We start from the raw sequence: 14,148 nt of genomic DNA on the forward strand, positions 1-14,148 counted from the left end.
CGCTTGGTTACATGGGCCGCCACGATTCCCCAACCGGAGGCCTTAGTGGCGCACCTTGAGATACCGCTGGGACTGACCTTCGACGACGTCCTGCTGCGTCCCGCGCGTTCGGAGATCATTCCCACCCAGGCCGATACCCGCACGCGGCTCACGCGCGGGATCGAGCTGAACATTCCCGTGCTCTCTGCGGCGATGGACACCGTGACCGAGGCGGACATGGCGATCGTCATGGCGCAGATGGGCGGCATCGGCGTGCTCCACCGCAATCTTACCGTCGCGGAACAATGCGCCGCGGTGCGCGCGGTCAAGCGCTTCGAGAGCGGCATGGTGGTCAATCCGATAACGATCGCCCCCGACGCGACGCTGGGCGAGGCGCAGACGCTGATGGCCCAGAACCGCATCAGCGGCATCCCGGTGGTCGAACCGGCGGGCAAGCTCGTGGGCATCCTCACCAACCGCGACGTGCGCTTCGCCGACAATCCGCGCCAGCCGGTGAGCGAATTGATGACGCGCGAGAACCTTGCGACCGTGTCGGCCGGCGTGACCCAGGAAGAGGCGCGCAGGATGCTGCACCAGCGGCGCATCGAAAAGCTGCTTGTGGTGGACGAGCAATTCCGCTGCGTCGGCCTGATCACCGTCAAGGACATCGAAAAGGCCGTCACCTACCCCGATGCCACCAAGGACCAGGCCGGACGGCTGCGCGTCGCGGCGGCGACGACGGTGGGCGACAAGGGGTTCGAGCGAACCGAGGCGCTGCTCGATGCCGAGTGCGACGTGATCGTGATCGACACCGCGCACGGCCACAACAAGGACGTCGCCACGGCGGTCGACCGGGTCAAGAAGCTGTCGAATTCGGTGCAGGTCGTGGCCGGTAACGTCGCCACCGCCGAAGGCGCGCGCGCGCTGGTCGATGCCGGGGCGGACGGGATCAAGATCGGCATCGGGCCCGGCTCGATCTGCACCACGCGGATCGTCGCGGGCGTCGGCGTGCCCCAGCTTACCGCCGTGATGGAAGCCGCCGAGGAGGCGGACAGGTCGGGCGTCCCGGCGATCGCCGACGGCGGCCTGCGCACCTCGGGCGATGCTGCCAAGGCGCTGGCGGCTGGCGCTTCGACAATCATGGTCGGCTCGATGCTCGCGGGGACGGCGGAAGCGCCGGGCGAGACGTTCCTCTATCAGGGGCGCGCCTACAAGTCGTATCGCGGCATGGGTTCGGTCGGCGCGATGGGTCGGGGCTCGGCCGACCGCTACTTCCAGGGCGACATCAAGGACGCGATGAAGCTCGTGCCCGAGGGCATCGAGGGTCAGGTGGCGTTCAAGGGCCCGGCCAAGGACGTGATCCATCAGCTCGTCGGCGGCATCAAGGCGGCGATGGGCTATACCGGCTCGGCGACGATCGACGATCTGCGCAAGCAGGCGCAGTTCGTGCGCATCACCAATGCCGGGTTGCGCGAGAGCCATGTCCACGACGTGACGATCACGCGCGAGGCGCCCAACTATCCGACGCGCTGAGCCATGACTCCCGCCGCGCGGGTCCAGGCCGCGATCGAGATCGTCGACCTCGTGGTCGAAGCGGCGCGCGGCAACGGTCCGCCCGCCGACCGCATCGTCGCCGACTGGTTCCGCACGCGCCGTTTCGCCGGAAGCAAAGACCGTCGCGCGGTGCGCGAACTGGTCTACCGCGCGATCCGCGCGAGCGGCGACGTGCCGCCGCACGGGCGCGCGGCGATGCTGCGGCTCGCCGAAGATGACGAGACGCTCGCGTTTCTGTTCGACGGCTCGACCCACGGGCCGCAGCCGATCACGCCGGGCGAGCCGATCGCGGCGGGCGGCATCGCGCCGCCCTGGCTCGAGGCGCGGCTCGCCGATAGCGGCATCGAGGGCGACGAGGCGCGCGCGCTGATCGGGCGGGCGCCGCTCGACGTGCGGATCAATCCGCTACGCGCCGGGCTCGCCGATCCGCCCGAGGGCGGCAGCCCGCTCGCCTTGACGCAGGGCCTGCGCTATCCGTCCGGCACCCGGATCGAGGATAGCGAAGCCTATCGGCTGGGCGCGATCGAGGTGCAGGACGCCGGTTCGCAGCTCGCCTGCGCGATGGTCGGCGCGAGGCCGGGCGATCTGGCGATCGACTTGTGCGCCGGGGCAGGGGGCAAGACGCTCGCGCTGGCCGCTGCAGTCGGTCCGCAGGGCAAGGTCGTGGCTTGCGACACCGATCGCCAGCGCCTCTCGCGGTTGGGACCGCGCGCGGAGCGGGCGGGCGCATGGGACTGGATCGAGACCGTGTTGCTCGATCCGGGCCGCGAGGTCGAGGCGCTGGGTGCCTGGCAGGGCAAGGCCGACGCGGTGATCGTCGATGCGCCCTGTTCGGGCACGGGCACCTGGCGGCGCAACCCCGAGGCGCGCTGGCGGCTGACGGCGAAGCAGCTCGACCAGTACGCGGCGCTGCAAGCGCGCCTGCTCGACATCGCCGCGACGCTCGTGCGTCCCGGAGGCGCGCTGACCTACGTCACCTGTTCGCTGCTCGATGTCGAAGGCGCGCGGCAGGCCGACACGTTCCTCGCGCGCCATCCGCAATGGCAAGCGGCGCCGCGCGAAATCGGCGCGGGAACGGCGCGGGGCGCGGGCCTGCGCCTCTCACCCGGCCGCGACCAGACCGACGGCTTTTTCATCGCGCGTTTCGGTTTGCTGTGATAGCTTGAGCGCATCATGACCAAGACCATGCTCTCGGCCAAGGATTTCTTGATGCGTTACACCCCCCTAGCCCTTGCTCTTTCTCTCGTCGCCGCCGCCAGTTCCAGCGTTCTCCATTCCTCTCCTTCAGACCAGTTGGGCCCCCGCGCCGAGGCTCTCGTCGAAGCGAGCCAGGCGCAGATCGCCGCGGGGAACGTGAACGAGGCGATCGGCTCGCTCGAATCGGCGCTGACGCTGCAACCGGCCAATGTCGAGGTGCTGCTGGCGCTGGCTTCGGCCAACCGGCTGAACGGCATGCAGGGCAAGGCGCTGCACTACTACCGCGAGGCGCTGCAAGGCGATCCGCGCAATCTCGCCGCGATCGCGGGCGAGGGCGAGGCGCTGGCCGAGAAAGGCGCGACCGAGAAGGCGAGCCGCAACCTCGCGCGGCTCAAGGGCCTGTGCGGCGACGATTGCAGCGAGACCCGCCAGCTCTCCGCCGCGATCCAGCGCGGCCCCGCCAAGCGCATGGTTTCGGCCGAGGCAGTGACGCCCAAGCCGGTCGTCCAGGAGAACTGAGCGCCCGCGCAGCGGATGCGGATCGCCACGCGGCTGACCGGGGCTTCGCCTCAGATCAGCGCGCGGAATTCCTCGAGCACGGTGCGGTAGACGCGCTTCTTGAAAGGCACGATCAGGTCGGGCAGCAGATCGGGCTCGACCCACCGGAAATCGCAGAACTCGGGCGGATTGTGCGCCTTGAGGTTGATATCGTCGTCGGTTCCCACGAAACGGCCGAGGAACCACGCCTGGCGCTGCCCGCGATACTTGCCGCCCCACAGCTTGCCCATCAGCTCTTCGGGCAGGTCGTAGAGCAATTCCTCGCGGGTCTGCGAGATGAACTGGACGTTCGACGCGACGACGCCGGTCTCTTCCCACAGCTCGCGCAGCGCCGCATCGCGCAGATCTTCGCCCTCGTCGACGCCGCCTTGCGGCATCTGCCACCAGTCGCCTTCGCGATTGTCGATTCGCTTGCCGACAAAGGCCTTGCCCGAATGATTCACGAGCATGACCCCGACGCAAGGCCGGTACGGAAGTTGGGAAGAATCGCTCATGCCTCTGCAAAAATCCAGCGGGACTGTGAGGTCAAGGGCGATTGGGTCGATGGTGGTCCGAGCCGATTCCGGTTCATGTCCGCCAGAATGGCCGAAGCCGACGCCCTTGACTAGCCGGATTTATCGGCTTCATTCGAGCCATCGCTTTGCGCCTTGAGAGATTTTCTAGGTTGCTTCGCACCTTGATCGGAATAGGGCACGCTCCGACATAGGAAGGGCCAGGCGGCCACGAAGGATTGAGAATGGCAACGATTTCAGCCGAAAGAGACGCTGCGGCGAAGACCGGTACGGCATCGCCCGAAGCGGTGGTCGTGCGCTTCGCCGGCGATTCCGGCGACGGCATGCAACTCACCGGCGGGCAGTTCACGCTCTCCACTGCGCTGGCGGGCAACGATCTCGCCACTTTCCCCGATTTCCCCGCGGAGATCCGCGCGCCGCAAGGCACGCTGTTCGGCGTCTCGGCGTTCCAGATCAATTTCGGATCGAGTGAGATCACGACGGCGGGTGACGCGCCCGACGTGCTGGTGGCGATGAATCCGGCCGCGCTCAAGACCAACGTCCAGGCGCTCAAGCCCGGCGGTCTGGTGATCGCCGACACCGGCGAGTTCACCAAGCGTAATCTCGAAAAGGCCAAGTACGAGGCGAACCCGATCGAAGACGGCAGCCTCGCCAAGTGGGACGTACTCGCCTTCGACATCAGCGCGCTGACGCTCGAATCGGTCAAGGAATTCGGCCTCGGCAACAAGGAGGCGCTACGCTGCAAGAACATGTGGACGCTGGGTCTGGCGCTCTGGATGTTCGACCGTGACCGCACGCCGCTGATCGACTGGCTGCGCACCAAGTTCGCCAAGAACCCGATCCTCGCCGATGCCAACATCGCGGCGCTCAACGCCGGCCATGCCTATGGCGAAACCGCCGAGATCTCCGGCCCGCTCAGGAAGCTCCACGTCGATCCGGTGCCGGCCGAAGCCGGGCTCTACCGCACCATTACCGGCGCGGAAGCGGTGTCGCTGGGCCTCGTCGCGGGCGCGCAGCTCGCGGGGCTGCCGATGTTCTTCGGCGGCTATCCGATCACGCCCGCCTCGGCGATCCTGCACAATCTGGTGAAGATGAAGGAGTTCGGCGTCACCACCTTCCAGGCCGAGGACGAGATCGCCGCGATCTGCGCCGCGATCGGCGCGTCCTACGCCGGAAGCCTTGGCGTGACGTCATCGTCGGGGCCGGGTATCGCGCTCAAGGGCGAGGCGATGGGCCTCGCGGTGATGACCGAACTGCCGCTTGTGATCGTCAATTCGCAGCGCGGCGGACCTTCCACCGGCCTGCCGACCAAGACCGAGCAGTCCGATCTCTATCAGGCGGTCTACGGCCGCAACGGCGATGCCTCGCTGCCGGTCGTCGCCGCGCGCTCGCCCGCCGACGCCTTCGAATGCGCGATCGAGGCCTGCCGCATCGCAACACAGTTCATGACCCCGGTCATGCTGCTGACCGACGGCTACATCGGCAATGCCGCCGAGCCCTGGAAGGTGCCCGATCCCGCGAGCTACAAGCCGTTCCCCGTTACGTTCCTCGAGGAAGCCAACGGGCCCGACGGCAAGCCGCTTCCCTACAAGCGCGACGCGCGCGGCGTGCGGCCGTGGATCAAGCCCGGCACGCCGGGCCTGATGCACCGCATCGGCGGCATCGAGAAGGGCATCGACACCGGCAATATCGATTACGCCCCCAACGTCCACCAGACGCAGACCGATGCCCGCAAGGCCAAGGTCGATGGCGTCGCACAAGGCATTCCCGCGCAGGACGTATGCCTCGGCGACGAGACCGGCCGCCTGGCGGTGGTTGGCTGGGGTTCGACTTACGGGCCGATCAATCAGGCCGTGCGCCGCGCGCGCCGCAAGGGGATGAGCGTCAGCCACATCCACGTGCGTCACGTCTGGCCGCTGCCCGCGAACCTCGGCGATCTGCTCGCCGGTTTCGACAAGGTGCTGGTGCCCGAGATGAACACCGGCCAGTTCAAGACGGTGCTGCGCGACCAGTTCTTGGTCGATGCAGTGCCGCTCAACAAGACCAGCGGCCAGCCTTTCGCCATCGCCGAGATCGAGCATGCCATCGGCACGTTCTTCGATGGCATCCCCGGCCACGACGAGGGCGAAGTCCCCGTCAACGACACCCAGCTTCCGAGCCCCGAGGGCAAGCAGAATTAGAGTGGCAAAGAAAAAGGCAATCGGAGAGCGGGGGTCGTGGTTCGCTAGCGTTGACGACGAGCGATTGCCATGCGTTCACCGGCACTGGATGCAATGTTTTGAATATTGCGATCCGGGCTACATTGAAGGCAGTGAAAAGTGGTCCGAATTTGTTTCAGCCATTGAGCGGTGCAAGCGTGTGATCCTCACAAACGACAAACCGATCGCGGCACCTTCCGAAAAAGCCGGCGTCACGTTCGAGCGCTTGGGATATATCGCAGTCTTTGCAGTGGACGACGTAATCGTGGACGACAGCGGCCTGAAATTTCGGCTCTCCGAACGCATCTGCGATTTGATATAGTTAGGGCGTAAAAATGAACGACATGACCCCCATCGAAACCACGCTCAAGGACTGGGAAACCGACCAGGAAGTGCGCTGGTGCCCGGGCTGCGGTGACTACGCGATCCTCAAGGCGGTGCAGCGCACTCTGCCGATGATCGGCGCGGACCCCAAGAACACCGTGTTCGTTTCGGGCATCGGCTGTTCGAGCCGCTTTCCCTACTACGTCGAGAGCTATGGCTTCCACACCATCCACGGGCGCGCGCCGACCTTCGCGACCGGCATGAAGCTCGCCAATCCCGAGCTCGACGTCTGGCTGGTGACCGGCGACGGCGACGGCATGTCGATCGGCGGCAATCATACGATGCACGTGCTGCGCCGTAATCTCGATTGCCAGATCATGCTGTTCAACAACGAGATCTACGGCCTTACCAAGGGCCAGTTCTCGCCGACCAGCCGCCTCGGCACGCCGAGCCCGTCGAGCCCGCTCGGCTCGTTCGACCGTCCGGCGTCCCCGTGCGCCTTCGCGCTGGGATCGGGCGCGCGCTTCGTGGCGCGCGGCTTCGACGTTTCGAAAAAGCTTCCCGAGGTGCTCAAGGCCGCGCACGCGCACAAGGGCGCGGCCTTCATCGAGATCTTCCAGAACTGCATCGTCTACAACAAGGACGTGTTCCACGATTTCGCCGCGCCGAAGGGCGCCGAGGACCAGCAGCTCTGGTGCGTCGACGGCGAGCCGCTGCTGTTCGGATCGGAAAAGTCGGGGGGCATCAAGGGTCTTTCGCTCGATTGCGAGACGCTGGCGCTCAAGGTCGTTGATGTCGCGCTCAAGGAAGACGGAACGCCGGACTGGCAGGCGGCGGGCGTCGCGGTCCACAACGTCAGGAACCGTGGCCTCGCGCATATGCTGGTCGAGCTTCCGTTCGGCCCGTTCCCGATGGCGCTGGGCGTACTCTACGACGATCCGCGCCCGACCTTCGAGGCCGCGATCGCCGAGGAGCGCGAGAAGGCCAGCGCGGGTAAGGTCGCCGATCTCGGCAAGCTGCTCGCCAAGGGGCAGACTTGGACGGTGACCGAAAAGGACGCGGACCACGGTCTGATGGACTGAGGCCGGACCCGACCGGCGGATGGACAACGTAACGCACAGCCTTGCGGGCTGGGCGCTTGCCGAAACCGGGCTGAAGCGCCGTACCCGCAAGGGTCTGGCCGCGCTGGTGCTCGCGGCGAACATGCCCGACATCGACGTATTCACCGGCTGGGTGCCGTGGATTCCGCTCGCCACCCATCGCGGCTTCACGCATGGCCTGCTCGGCGGCGTGGTGCTGATGCCGCCGCTACTGGCCGCACTGCTCTGGCTGCTCGACCGCTGGCAGGCCTCGCGCGGCGCGTCGTTCAAGAGCGGGCTGCCGATGCACTTCGGCTGGCTCCTGGCGCTGAGTTATCTCGGCGCGCTGACGCATCCGTTGCTCGATTGGCAGAACACCTACGCGGTCCAGCTCATGTCGCCGTGGAACGCGCGCTGGTATCACAACGACGCGCTGTTCATCATCGATCCGTGGATCTGGATCGTCTGGGGCGCGGCGATCTGGCTGGCGCGACGGCGCTGGTCGCGAGGGCTGGCGAGGCCCGGCGTTCCCGCCATCGCGGGGGTTGCCGCGGCGGTGGCCTACATCGCGCTCAACGGCGCGATCTCGCAGCTTGCCCGGAAAGCGCCCGCGCAGGGGGCCGGCGCCGCCGCACCTGCGAGCGTCTACGCCTCGCCCCCGCCGCTGGCTTTCTGGCGCCGCGAGGTGGTCTGGCGGGAGCGCGGCATGATCGGCCGGGGGCGCTACGATCCGTTGGTGAACTTCGGGGCGCTCGCGCAGACCGATCCGCCCGAGCCGGACAACCTGTCCGATCCTCTCGTGCGCCGGGCGATGCATGCAAGTCCCGAGGTCGAGCGGTTCCTGCGCTGGTCGACGATGACCACCGCGCAGGTCGAGCGCGAACCGTGCCAGGCCTTCGTCACGTTCGGTGACGCGCGCTTTTCCGATCCGCGCACGCGCGGCGGCTTCACCCACGTCGCGCGCGTGCCGATCGAGAGGCCCGGCTGCCGCTAGCCGCGAGAGCCCCTGGTGGCGGAGACGCACGTCTCGTATGCGCCAATCGGCGCTACAAGCGGACTTTCGGGAGATGACGACAAGTCCGTCGTTTGATCAACGGGAACAACAAGGCTGACTGCTATTCGGTCAGGCCGAACAAACGATCGGACCACGCATAGATCACCCGGTCGCAAGCCATGTCGCGGGTCGCTATGCAGATGAAGGTTGTCTTGTCGTCGGGAAACCGCTGCGCCGCGACACTCATCCCATACCCGGACCCTCCATGCCCCCAGAGCGGATGCTTGCCTCCCTGGGTTACAAACCCGAGGCCGTACCAGCCGGTCTCGTGCGGTGCGGTCGCCATCGCGCGTGTTTCGGCGGACAGCAGCACGTTTGACCCGAGGGCGTTGAAGAAGCGCAGCATATCGGTCGCGCTTGCAACACCGCCTCCGGCCGCAGATCCACGCCAGGGGAGTACGTCGGTGGCCGCGAGGGGCTTTGGCTCGCTTTCGAAGAAGGTGGAATAGCCGACCGGAATGTCTGCGATGTGTTCCAAGTCGGGGAACGACGCGTGCGTCATCCCGGCGGGATCGAACACGTGGCGCTGGATAAAGTCCTGATAGGACTCTCCCGATACCCGTTCGATCACCGCTCCGAGCAGGATGAATCCATAGTTCGAATAGTCGAACTTGCTGCCCGGAGTAAAAGCAGGGGGTCGCTTGCCGTTCAGCTTGATAAAATCGTCGATTGTCCGGACCCACGCCCGGTTTGCCGAGTCCTCGCGTTGAAGAACGCCATCCTCGCCGGTGCCGCCGCGATGACTCAGCAATTGCCTTATGGTTACCTTTGCCATTTCCTTGTTCGGATAGTCCGGAAGATAGCGAGAGAGGGGAGCGTCCAGCGCAACCTTGCCCTTTTCGATGAGCTGGAAGACGCCCACCGCCGTGAACATCTTGCCGGCCGACGCCAGGAACATCGGCGTATCGGCAGTGATCGGCCGCGCATCGTCCCGACTGAAAGTCCCGACGGAATAGGTCCACGGAGTCTCGCCGTCCCGGGCGACGATGATCGCGCCGGCGAAGGCATCCGATGCCGCCAGCCGCTCTGCCATGTCGCGCGTGGCGGCAAGCACGCGCGCTTCCGACATCGCAAAGGGCTGAAGGTTGAATTCCTCGAGCGTCTGTCCGTCACTCGCGACCGAAAACGACACACGGAAGAGGGTCGGGAAGCAACGCTGGACCAGGAGAGCGCGAAAGGATCTGTCGCTCTCGTCCTCGATCCTCGCAAGGTCGAACCCGCAGGTTTCCACGCGCAGATTACGGGCAGTCAATGCATTCGCATCGCCAAGGTGTTCGCCATAGAACTTCTGGATCGCGGCCTTGTCGCCGGAGTTGAACGCGGCCAGCCATTTTTCGAAGTGCCTTGTCGCAGGCTCCGCGTGAGCGACGCTCACCGGCAAACCGAATGCCCAAAGCAGGGCAATGAAGGATCGAGCTGTCTTGGCCATCGTATTCCTTTCCGCGATCGCCTCCACGATGGCGGGTGACGATGCCGTAGGCGACCACAAATACCTTGTGGCCAAGAGTTTTGGGCGGCGTGGGTGAGGTCCGCTCTGGCCGCCAGACTTTGTGTGTCGCGGAACCACGCAATCGCGACGCTCGAGGCTCGCAAAGCGCTCGCCGGAAGCGGACACCTGGCCGAACTCATGCCAAAGGGCGGAGGTGCTTGTCGACTGTCCGCTCGCCGCGACTCCGCTGCCGTCCGTGCCATGGAAACGGCTTGCCACAAGCAAGACGGCCGCGCGGGGCCTACATCGGCGCATCGCTAGTGCAGCGTGGTCCTCTCGGCCGCCGCGACCGTGGCGCGCGCGGGGCGATATAGCAGGGGGCTGGCGAGGAAGGCCCAGCCCGCGCCGCCCAGCCAGCCCGCGATCACATCGCTCGGCCAGTGGACGCCCAGCCAGACGCGGCTCCAGGCGATCGTCATGCTCGTCACCACGGCGGTTGCGACGATCGTGTAGCGCACCGATTCGCGCGCGCTCATCGCCGCGAAGGCGAGCGCGATGGCGATGTAGACCGCTGCCGCGTTGAAGCTGTGTCCGCTGGGGAAGCTCGCGCCGCCCGCTTCGGTGAGGTGGGGCACGATCTCGGGCCGGTCCCGCCCGACCAGCGCCTTGAGCCCGGAATTGACGAACCATCCCGCCATCACCGTCAGCACCATGAGCGCCGCTTCGCGCCGCAGCCTCATGAACAGTAGCGCGACCGCAGCCATGATCGCGAAAAAGTGGCGCAGCAGCACGCCGCCCAGCGCGGTGACGTCGCGCACCGCCTCGAGCAGCCAGGTCGGTCCCTCGGGCCTCAGGTCCGCGTCGCGCCAGAACAGCAGGCCCGCCTTGTCGATCGTCGTGGTGTGGCCCGTGGTGACCGCCCAGACCATCGCAGCGAAGCCCGCCCAGCACAGGGCCGAAGCGATCAGGGCCTTGCCCGGATCGATGCGATAGCCCCTTTGGGGCAGGGTTACCTGTTCGGCCGCTACGGTCATAAGGGCAAGGAACGGGCAGAAGCAGGAGGCGTTCCCGTAGCATGTCCGCACCCACGATCGTCTGGTTCCGGCGCGACCTGCGCCTGGCCGACCAGCCCGCACTCCATGCCGCCGCGGGCCAGGGCCCCGTCATCCCCGTTTACGTCCTCGATGACGAGCGGCCCCGCAACCGGCGGATGGGCGGGGCTTCGCGCTGGTATCTGCACGGCAGTCTCGAGGCGCTGGCGGCCGGGTTCGGTCGCCACCGCTCGCGCCTGATCCTGCGGCGCGGCGACGCGGTGCGCGAATTGGCCTGCATCGCCGAAGAGACCGGTGCGGCGGGCGTGCATGCGATCCGCCACTACGAGCCGTGGTGGCGCGAGGCGGAGGAAGAACTCGGCAAGGCGGTCAATCTGACCCTTCACGATGGCAACTACCTCATGCCGCCCGGCGGCGTGACGACTGGCGCGGGCGATCCCTACAAGATCTACACGCCCTTCGCGAGAGCGCTGATGCCGCACTTGCCCGCGCGAGAAGTGCTCGGCGAGCCCTCGCTGACGCTGCCCGATGCCTGGCCCGGCTCGGACACGCTTGCGGAGTGGGACCTGCTCCCGACGCGGCCCGACTGGGCAGGCGGCATGCGCGATTTCTGGACGCCGGGCGAGGCCGCGGCGCACGAGACGCTCGAAGGCTTCAAGGACCGTGTCGCCGACTACGAGGACGACCGCAACCGTCCCTCGATCGACGGCTCGTCGCGCCTATCGCCGCATCTGCACTTTGGCGAGATCTCGCCGGCGCAGGTGTGGGACGCGCTCGCGCATCACGGCGGCAAGGGCGCGCAGACCTTTCGCGGCGAAGTGATCTGGCGCGACTACACGCAGAACGTCATCTGCCAGTTCCCGAAGTATCCCGAAGCCAGCTACCGCGACACCTTCGCGTCCTTCCCCTGGCGCGATCCCGCGCGCACCAAAGGCGCGGCCGCGGATCTGGAAGCGTGGCAGGCCGGGCGCACCGGTTACCCGATCGTCGATGCGGGGATGCGCCAGCTCTGGGCGACGGGGTGGATGCACAACCGCGTGCGGATGATCGCGGCGAGCTTTCTCATCAAACACCTGCTGATCGACTGGCGCCACGGCGAGCGTTGGTTCTGGGACACGCTGGTCGATGCCGACTACGCCAACAACGCGGTGAACTGGCAATGGGTCTCGGGCAGCGGAGTCGATTCGAACATGTTTCCGCGGATCATGGCGCCGCTCACCCAGTCCGAAAAGTTCGGCGCGGCAGACTACATCCGCGAATGGGTGCCCGAACTCGCGGACCTGCCCGACGATGAGATCCACGATCCCGCCGACGGCAAGCGCAACGGCTACCCGGTGAAGCGAATTGGCCACAGGGAAGCGAGAGAACGCGCGCTCGAAGCCTACCGGACGGCGAAAGGCTGATCCGGCGATTGCCTCGGGCGGGCATTCAGCCCATATATTAGGCATGAATGCGCAGCTTCCCGGAAGAGGCGACAAGCTCGTCGCCGGTGGACGCGGCCTCGGGTTCGGACCGGGATGGCTTGCCCGTTTGTGGACCGGCGGTGTGCATCGCCTGCTCGACCGGATCGATCGCGGCCTCGTGCGCGGCTCGATCGAGGCCACGCTCCCCGACGGAACCACGCGGCTGCTCGGCGGACGCGCGCCCGGCTTCGACGCCGTCGTCGAACTCAAGAGCTACCGCGCCCTGGTGCGGCTGGCGACGGGCGGGTCGGTGGGCTGGTTCCAGGCCTGGGAAGCGGAGGAATGGACCAGTCCCGATCCGGTCCGTCTCTTCGCGCTGTTTATGGACTGCGCGACGACGCTCGGCGGCGCGGCGCGGGCGAGCGGGCCCTGGCGGCTGGCTTCGCGGATGATCCATCGCCTGCATCGCAACACCCGATCGGGCTCGCTGCGCAACGTCCATGCACACTACGATCTCGGCAACGATTTCTACGAGCAGTGGCTCGGCGAGACGATGATCTACTCGAGCGCCATGTTTCGTCCGCAAGGACCGGGGCCGAGCGCGACCAGCCAGTTCTACGAGCCGCTCGATCTCGCGCAGTCGGTCAAGGTCGAGGCGATCATCGAACGGATGAGGCTCGCGCCCGGCGACCGCGTGCTCGAGATCGGCTGCGGCTGGGGCACGCTCGCCGCCTTCGTATCCGAGGCGCGCGACGTCCACGTCGATGCGATCAGCCTCTCGGACGAGCAGCTCGACTATGCCCGCAAGCGCTGGACGATCGACCGGGGCGGGCTGGTGTTCCGCAAGCAGGACTACCGCGACGTTTCGGGCCAATACGACGCCATCGCCAGCGTCGAGATGGTCGAGGCGGTGGGTCGCGAGTACTGGGGCGCGTTCCTCGACTGCATCGCGCGCAACCTCAAGCCGGGCGGTCGCGCGGCGCTTCAGTTCATCTCGATCCGCGACGACCTGTTCGCCAGCTACGCGAGCGGCGCCGATTTCATCCAGAGCTACGTCTTTCCCGGCGGGATGCTGCTGCACGAGCCCGAATTCCGCCGCCTGGCGGAAGCGCGGGGCCTTTCATGGCAGGACCGCCACGGGTTCGCGAAGGACTACGCCCGCACGCTCGCCCAGTGGCGCATCAACTTCGACGAGGCGGTGGAGGAGGGACGCCTGCCCGCCGGTTTCGACGAGCGCTTCGTGCGGCTCTGGCGCTATTACCTGATGTATTGCCAGGGCGGCTTCGCGGGGGGCGGCATCGACGTCGCGCAAGTCACGCTGGTGAAAGAGGGGTGACGGGCGGCTCGGGTGCGAATCCCGTCAGACGGAAGCGAGGCCGGCCATGCCTGCTCCCGGATTTTCAGCCCGTATAGGTTCCGTCGCCGCGCCAGCGGGCGAGAAGGTTGTCGTGGATGATCGGGCTGAGCAGTGACTCGAACGCGCAGCCGACCAGCCCGTTGTCCCACCAGACCACGGTCGCCTGAAGCGATTCCATGCCCGGCAGCGTCAGCCAGACCAGCGTGCCCTTGTGCAGGCGGTTGATCGCGGTCGCCGAGAAACCCGAAAGCGACAGGTCGCGCACGACTGTCTGATATCCTTTGGAGCCCGATGGGCGCAACGAGGCCGGTATCGTTAGTCTCGTGCGGGGCGCGCTGCGGTCTTCCTGCGCTGCCGTAAGATACGGATCGCGGTTTTCGTTCGTGGTCATCATCGCAGGGGCCTTGGCTATCTCTGTCTGAAACCTTCGAAATCTTGAAGCGACGCGGCAT

The 14,148-nt window shown here is 66.7% G+C and carries 13 protein-coding genes; 9 read left to right on the forward strand and 4 right to left on the reverse strand.

The window, feature by feature from the left end; translation table 11 throughout:
• The first annotated feature begins 45 nt into the window (after nucleotides 1-45).
• Genes guaB through B2G71_RS07305 form a run of 3 tightly spaced genes read left to right on the forward strand, consistent with a single transcriptional unit; the run spans nucleotide 46 to nucleotide 3,249 of the window.
• The gene (gene guaB, locus B2G71_RS07295) at nucleotides 46-1,512 is read left to right on the forward strand and encodes an IMP dehydrogenase (RefSeq protein WP_098105086.1); all 1,467 of its coding nucleotides are present in this window, start codon (nucleotides 46-48) and stop codon (nucleotides 1,510-1,512) included.
• Between the two features lie 3 nt (nucleotides 1,513-1,515).
• Nucleotides 1,516-2,691 carry an RsmB/NOP family class I SAM-dependent RNA methyltransferase gene (locus tag B2G71_RS07300; protein ID WP_098105087.1) on the forward strand — a complete coding sequence of 392 codons (1,176 nt, stop codon included), beginning with the start codon at nucleotides 1,516-1,518 and terminating at the stop codon, nucleotides 2,689-2,691.
• Nucleotides 2,692-2,706: 15 nt separating this feature from the next.
• A complete protein-coding gene (locus tag B2G71_RS07305) occupies nucleotides 2,707-3,249 on the forward strand; it encodes a hypothetical protein (protein ID WP_098105088.1) in 543 nt (180 codons plus the stop codon).
• 50 nt (nucleotides 3,250-3,299) lie between these two features.
• Here the strand turns inward: B2G71_RS07305 and B2G71_RS07310 are convergent, their stop codons facing one another.
• Nucleotides 3,300-3,782 (reverse strand): RNA pyrophosphohydrolase, encoded by a 483-nt coding sequence (locus B2G71_RS07310; RefSeq protein WP_098105089.1) that lies wholly within the window; start codon nucleotides 3,780-3,782, stop codon nucleotides 3,300-3,302.
• Nucleotides 3,783-4,024: 242 nt separating this feature from the next.
• Between B2G71_RS07310 and B2G71_RS07315 the strand changes: the two genes are divergently transcribed.
• The 4 genes from B2G71_RS07315 to B2G71_RS07325 are packed head-to-tail and all read left to right on the forward strand — an operon-like array spanning nucleotide 4,025 to nucleotide 8,395.
• Nucleotides 4,025-5,980, forward strand: coding sequence for a 2-oxoacid:acceptor oxidoreductase subunit alpha (locus B2G71_RS07315; protein ID WP_098105090.1), 1,956 nt, complete (start codon nucleotides 4,025-4,027; stop codon nucleotides 5,978-5,980).
• A 1-nt stretch (nucleotide 5,981) separates the two neighbouring features.
• Complete coding sequence (locus tag B2G71_RS23715) at nucleotides 5,982-6,320, forward strand: hypothetical protein (protein WP_141521518.1); 339 nt, start codon at nucleotides 5,982-5,984, stop codon at nucleotides 6,318-6,320.
• A gap of 13 nt (nucleotides 6,321-6,333) precedes the next feature.
• Nucleotides 6,334-7,404, forward strand: a complete 1,071-nt coding sequence (locus B2G71_RS07320) for a 2-oxoacid:ferredoxin oxidoreductase subunit beta (protein WP_098105091.1) — start codon at nucleotides 6,334-6,336, stop codon at nucleotides 7,402-7,404.
• A 19-nt stretch (nucleotides 7,405-7,423) separates the two neighbouring features.
• Nucleotides 7,424-8,395 (forward strand): metal-dependent hydrolase, encoded by a 972-nt coding sequence (locus B2G71_RS07325; protein ID WP_098105092.1) that lies wholly within the window; start codon nucleotides 7,424-7,426, stop codon nucleotides 8,393-8,395.
• 121 nt (nucleotides 8,396-8,516) lie between these two features.
• On the opposite strand, the gene B2G71_RS07330 is transcribed toward B2G71_RS07325, so the two are convergent.
• Both B2G71_RS07330 and B2G71_RS07335 read right to left on the reverse strand, forming a co-directional pair.
• Complete coding sequence (locus B2G71_RS07330) at nucleotides 8,517-9,884, reverse strand: serine hydrolase domain-containing protein (protein WP_168176298.1); 1,368 nt, start codon at nucleotides 9,882-9,884, stop codon at nucleotides 8,517-8,519.
• A 317-nt stretch (nucleotides 9,885-10,201) separates the two neighbouring features.
• Nucleotides 10,202-10,918, reverse strand: a complete 717-nt coding sequence (locus tag B2G71_RS07335) for a phosphatase PAP2 family protein (RefSeq protein ID WP_098105094.1) — start codon at nucleotides 10,916-10,918, stop codon at nucleotides 10,202-10,204.
• A gap of 41 nt (nucleotides 10,919-10,959) precedes the next feature.
• Here B2G71_RS07335 and B2G71_RS07340 point away from each other — a divergent pair, with 41 nt between their 5' ends.
• Complete coding sequence (locus B2G71_RS07340; RefSeq protein WP_098105095.1) at nucleotides 10,960-12,339, forward strand: deoxyribodipyrimidine photo-lyase; 1,380 nt, start codon at nucleotides 10,960-10,962, stop codon at nucleotides 12,337-12,339.
• Nucleotides 12,340-12,382: 43 nt separating this feature from the next.
• A complete protein-coding gene (locus B2G71_RS07345; protein ID WP_098105096.1) occupies nucleotides 12,383-13,675 on the forward strand; it encodes a cyclopropane-fatty-acyl-phospholipid synthase family protein in 1,293 nt (430 codons plus the stop codon).
• A gap of 64 nt (nucleotides 13,676-13,739) precedes the next feature.
• Here the strand turns inward: B2G71_RS07345 and B2G71_RS07350 are convergent, their stop codons facing one another.
• Nucleotides 13,740-14,090: a PilZ domain-containing protein gene (locus B2G71_RS07350; protein WP_098105097.1), complete on the reverse strand. Its 351-nt coding sequence runs from the start codon at nucleotides 14,088-14,090 to the stop codon at nucleotides 13,740-13,742.
• Nucleotides 14,091-14,148: the final 58 nt, after the last annotated feature.

The organism is Novosphingobium sp. PC22D (assembly GCF_002556635.1).
Classification (GTDB): domain Bacteria; phylum Pseudomonadota; class Alphaproteobacteria; order Sphingomonadales; family Sphingomonadaceae; genus Novosphingobium.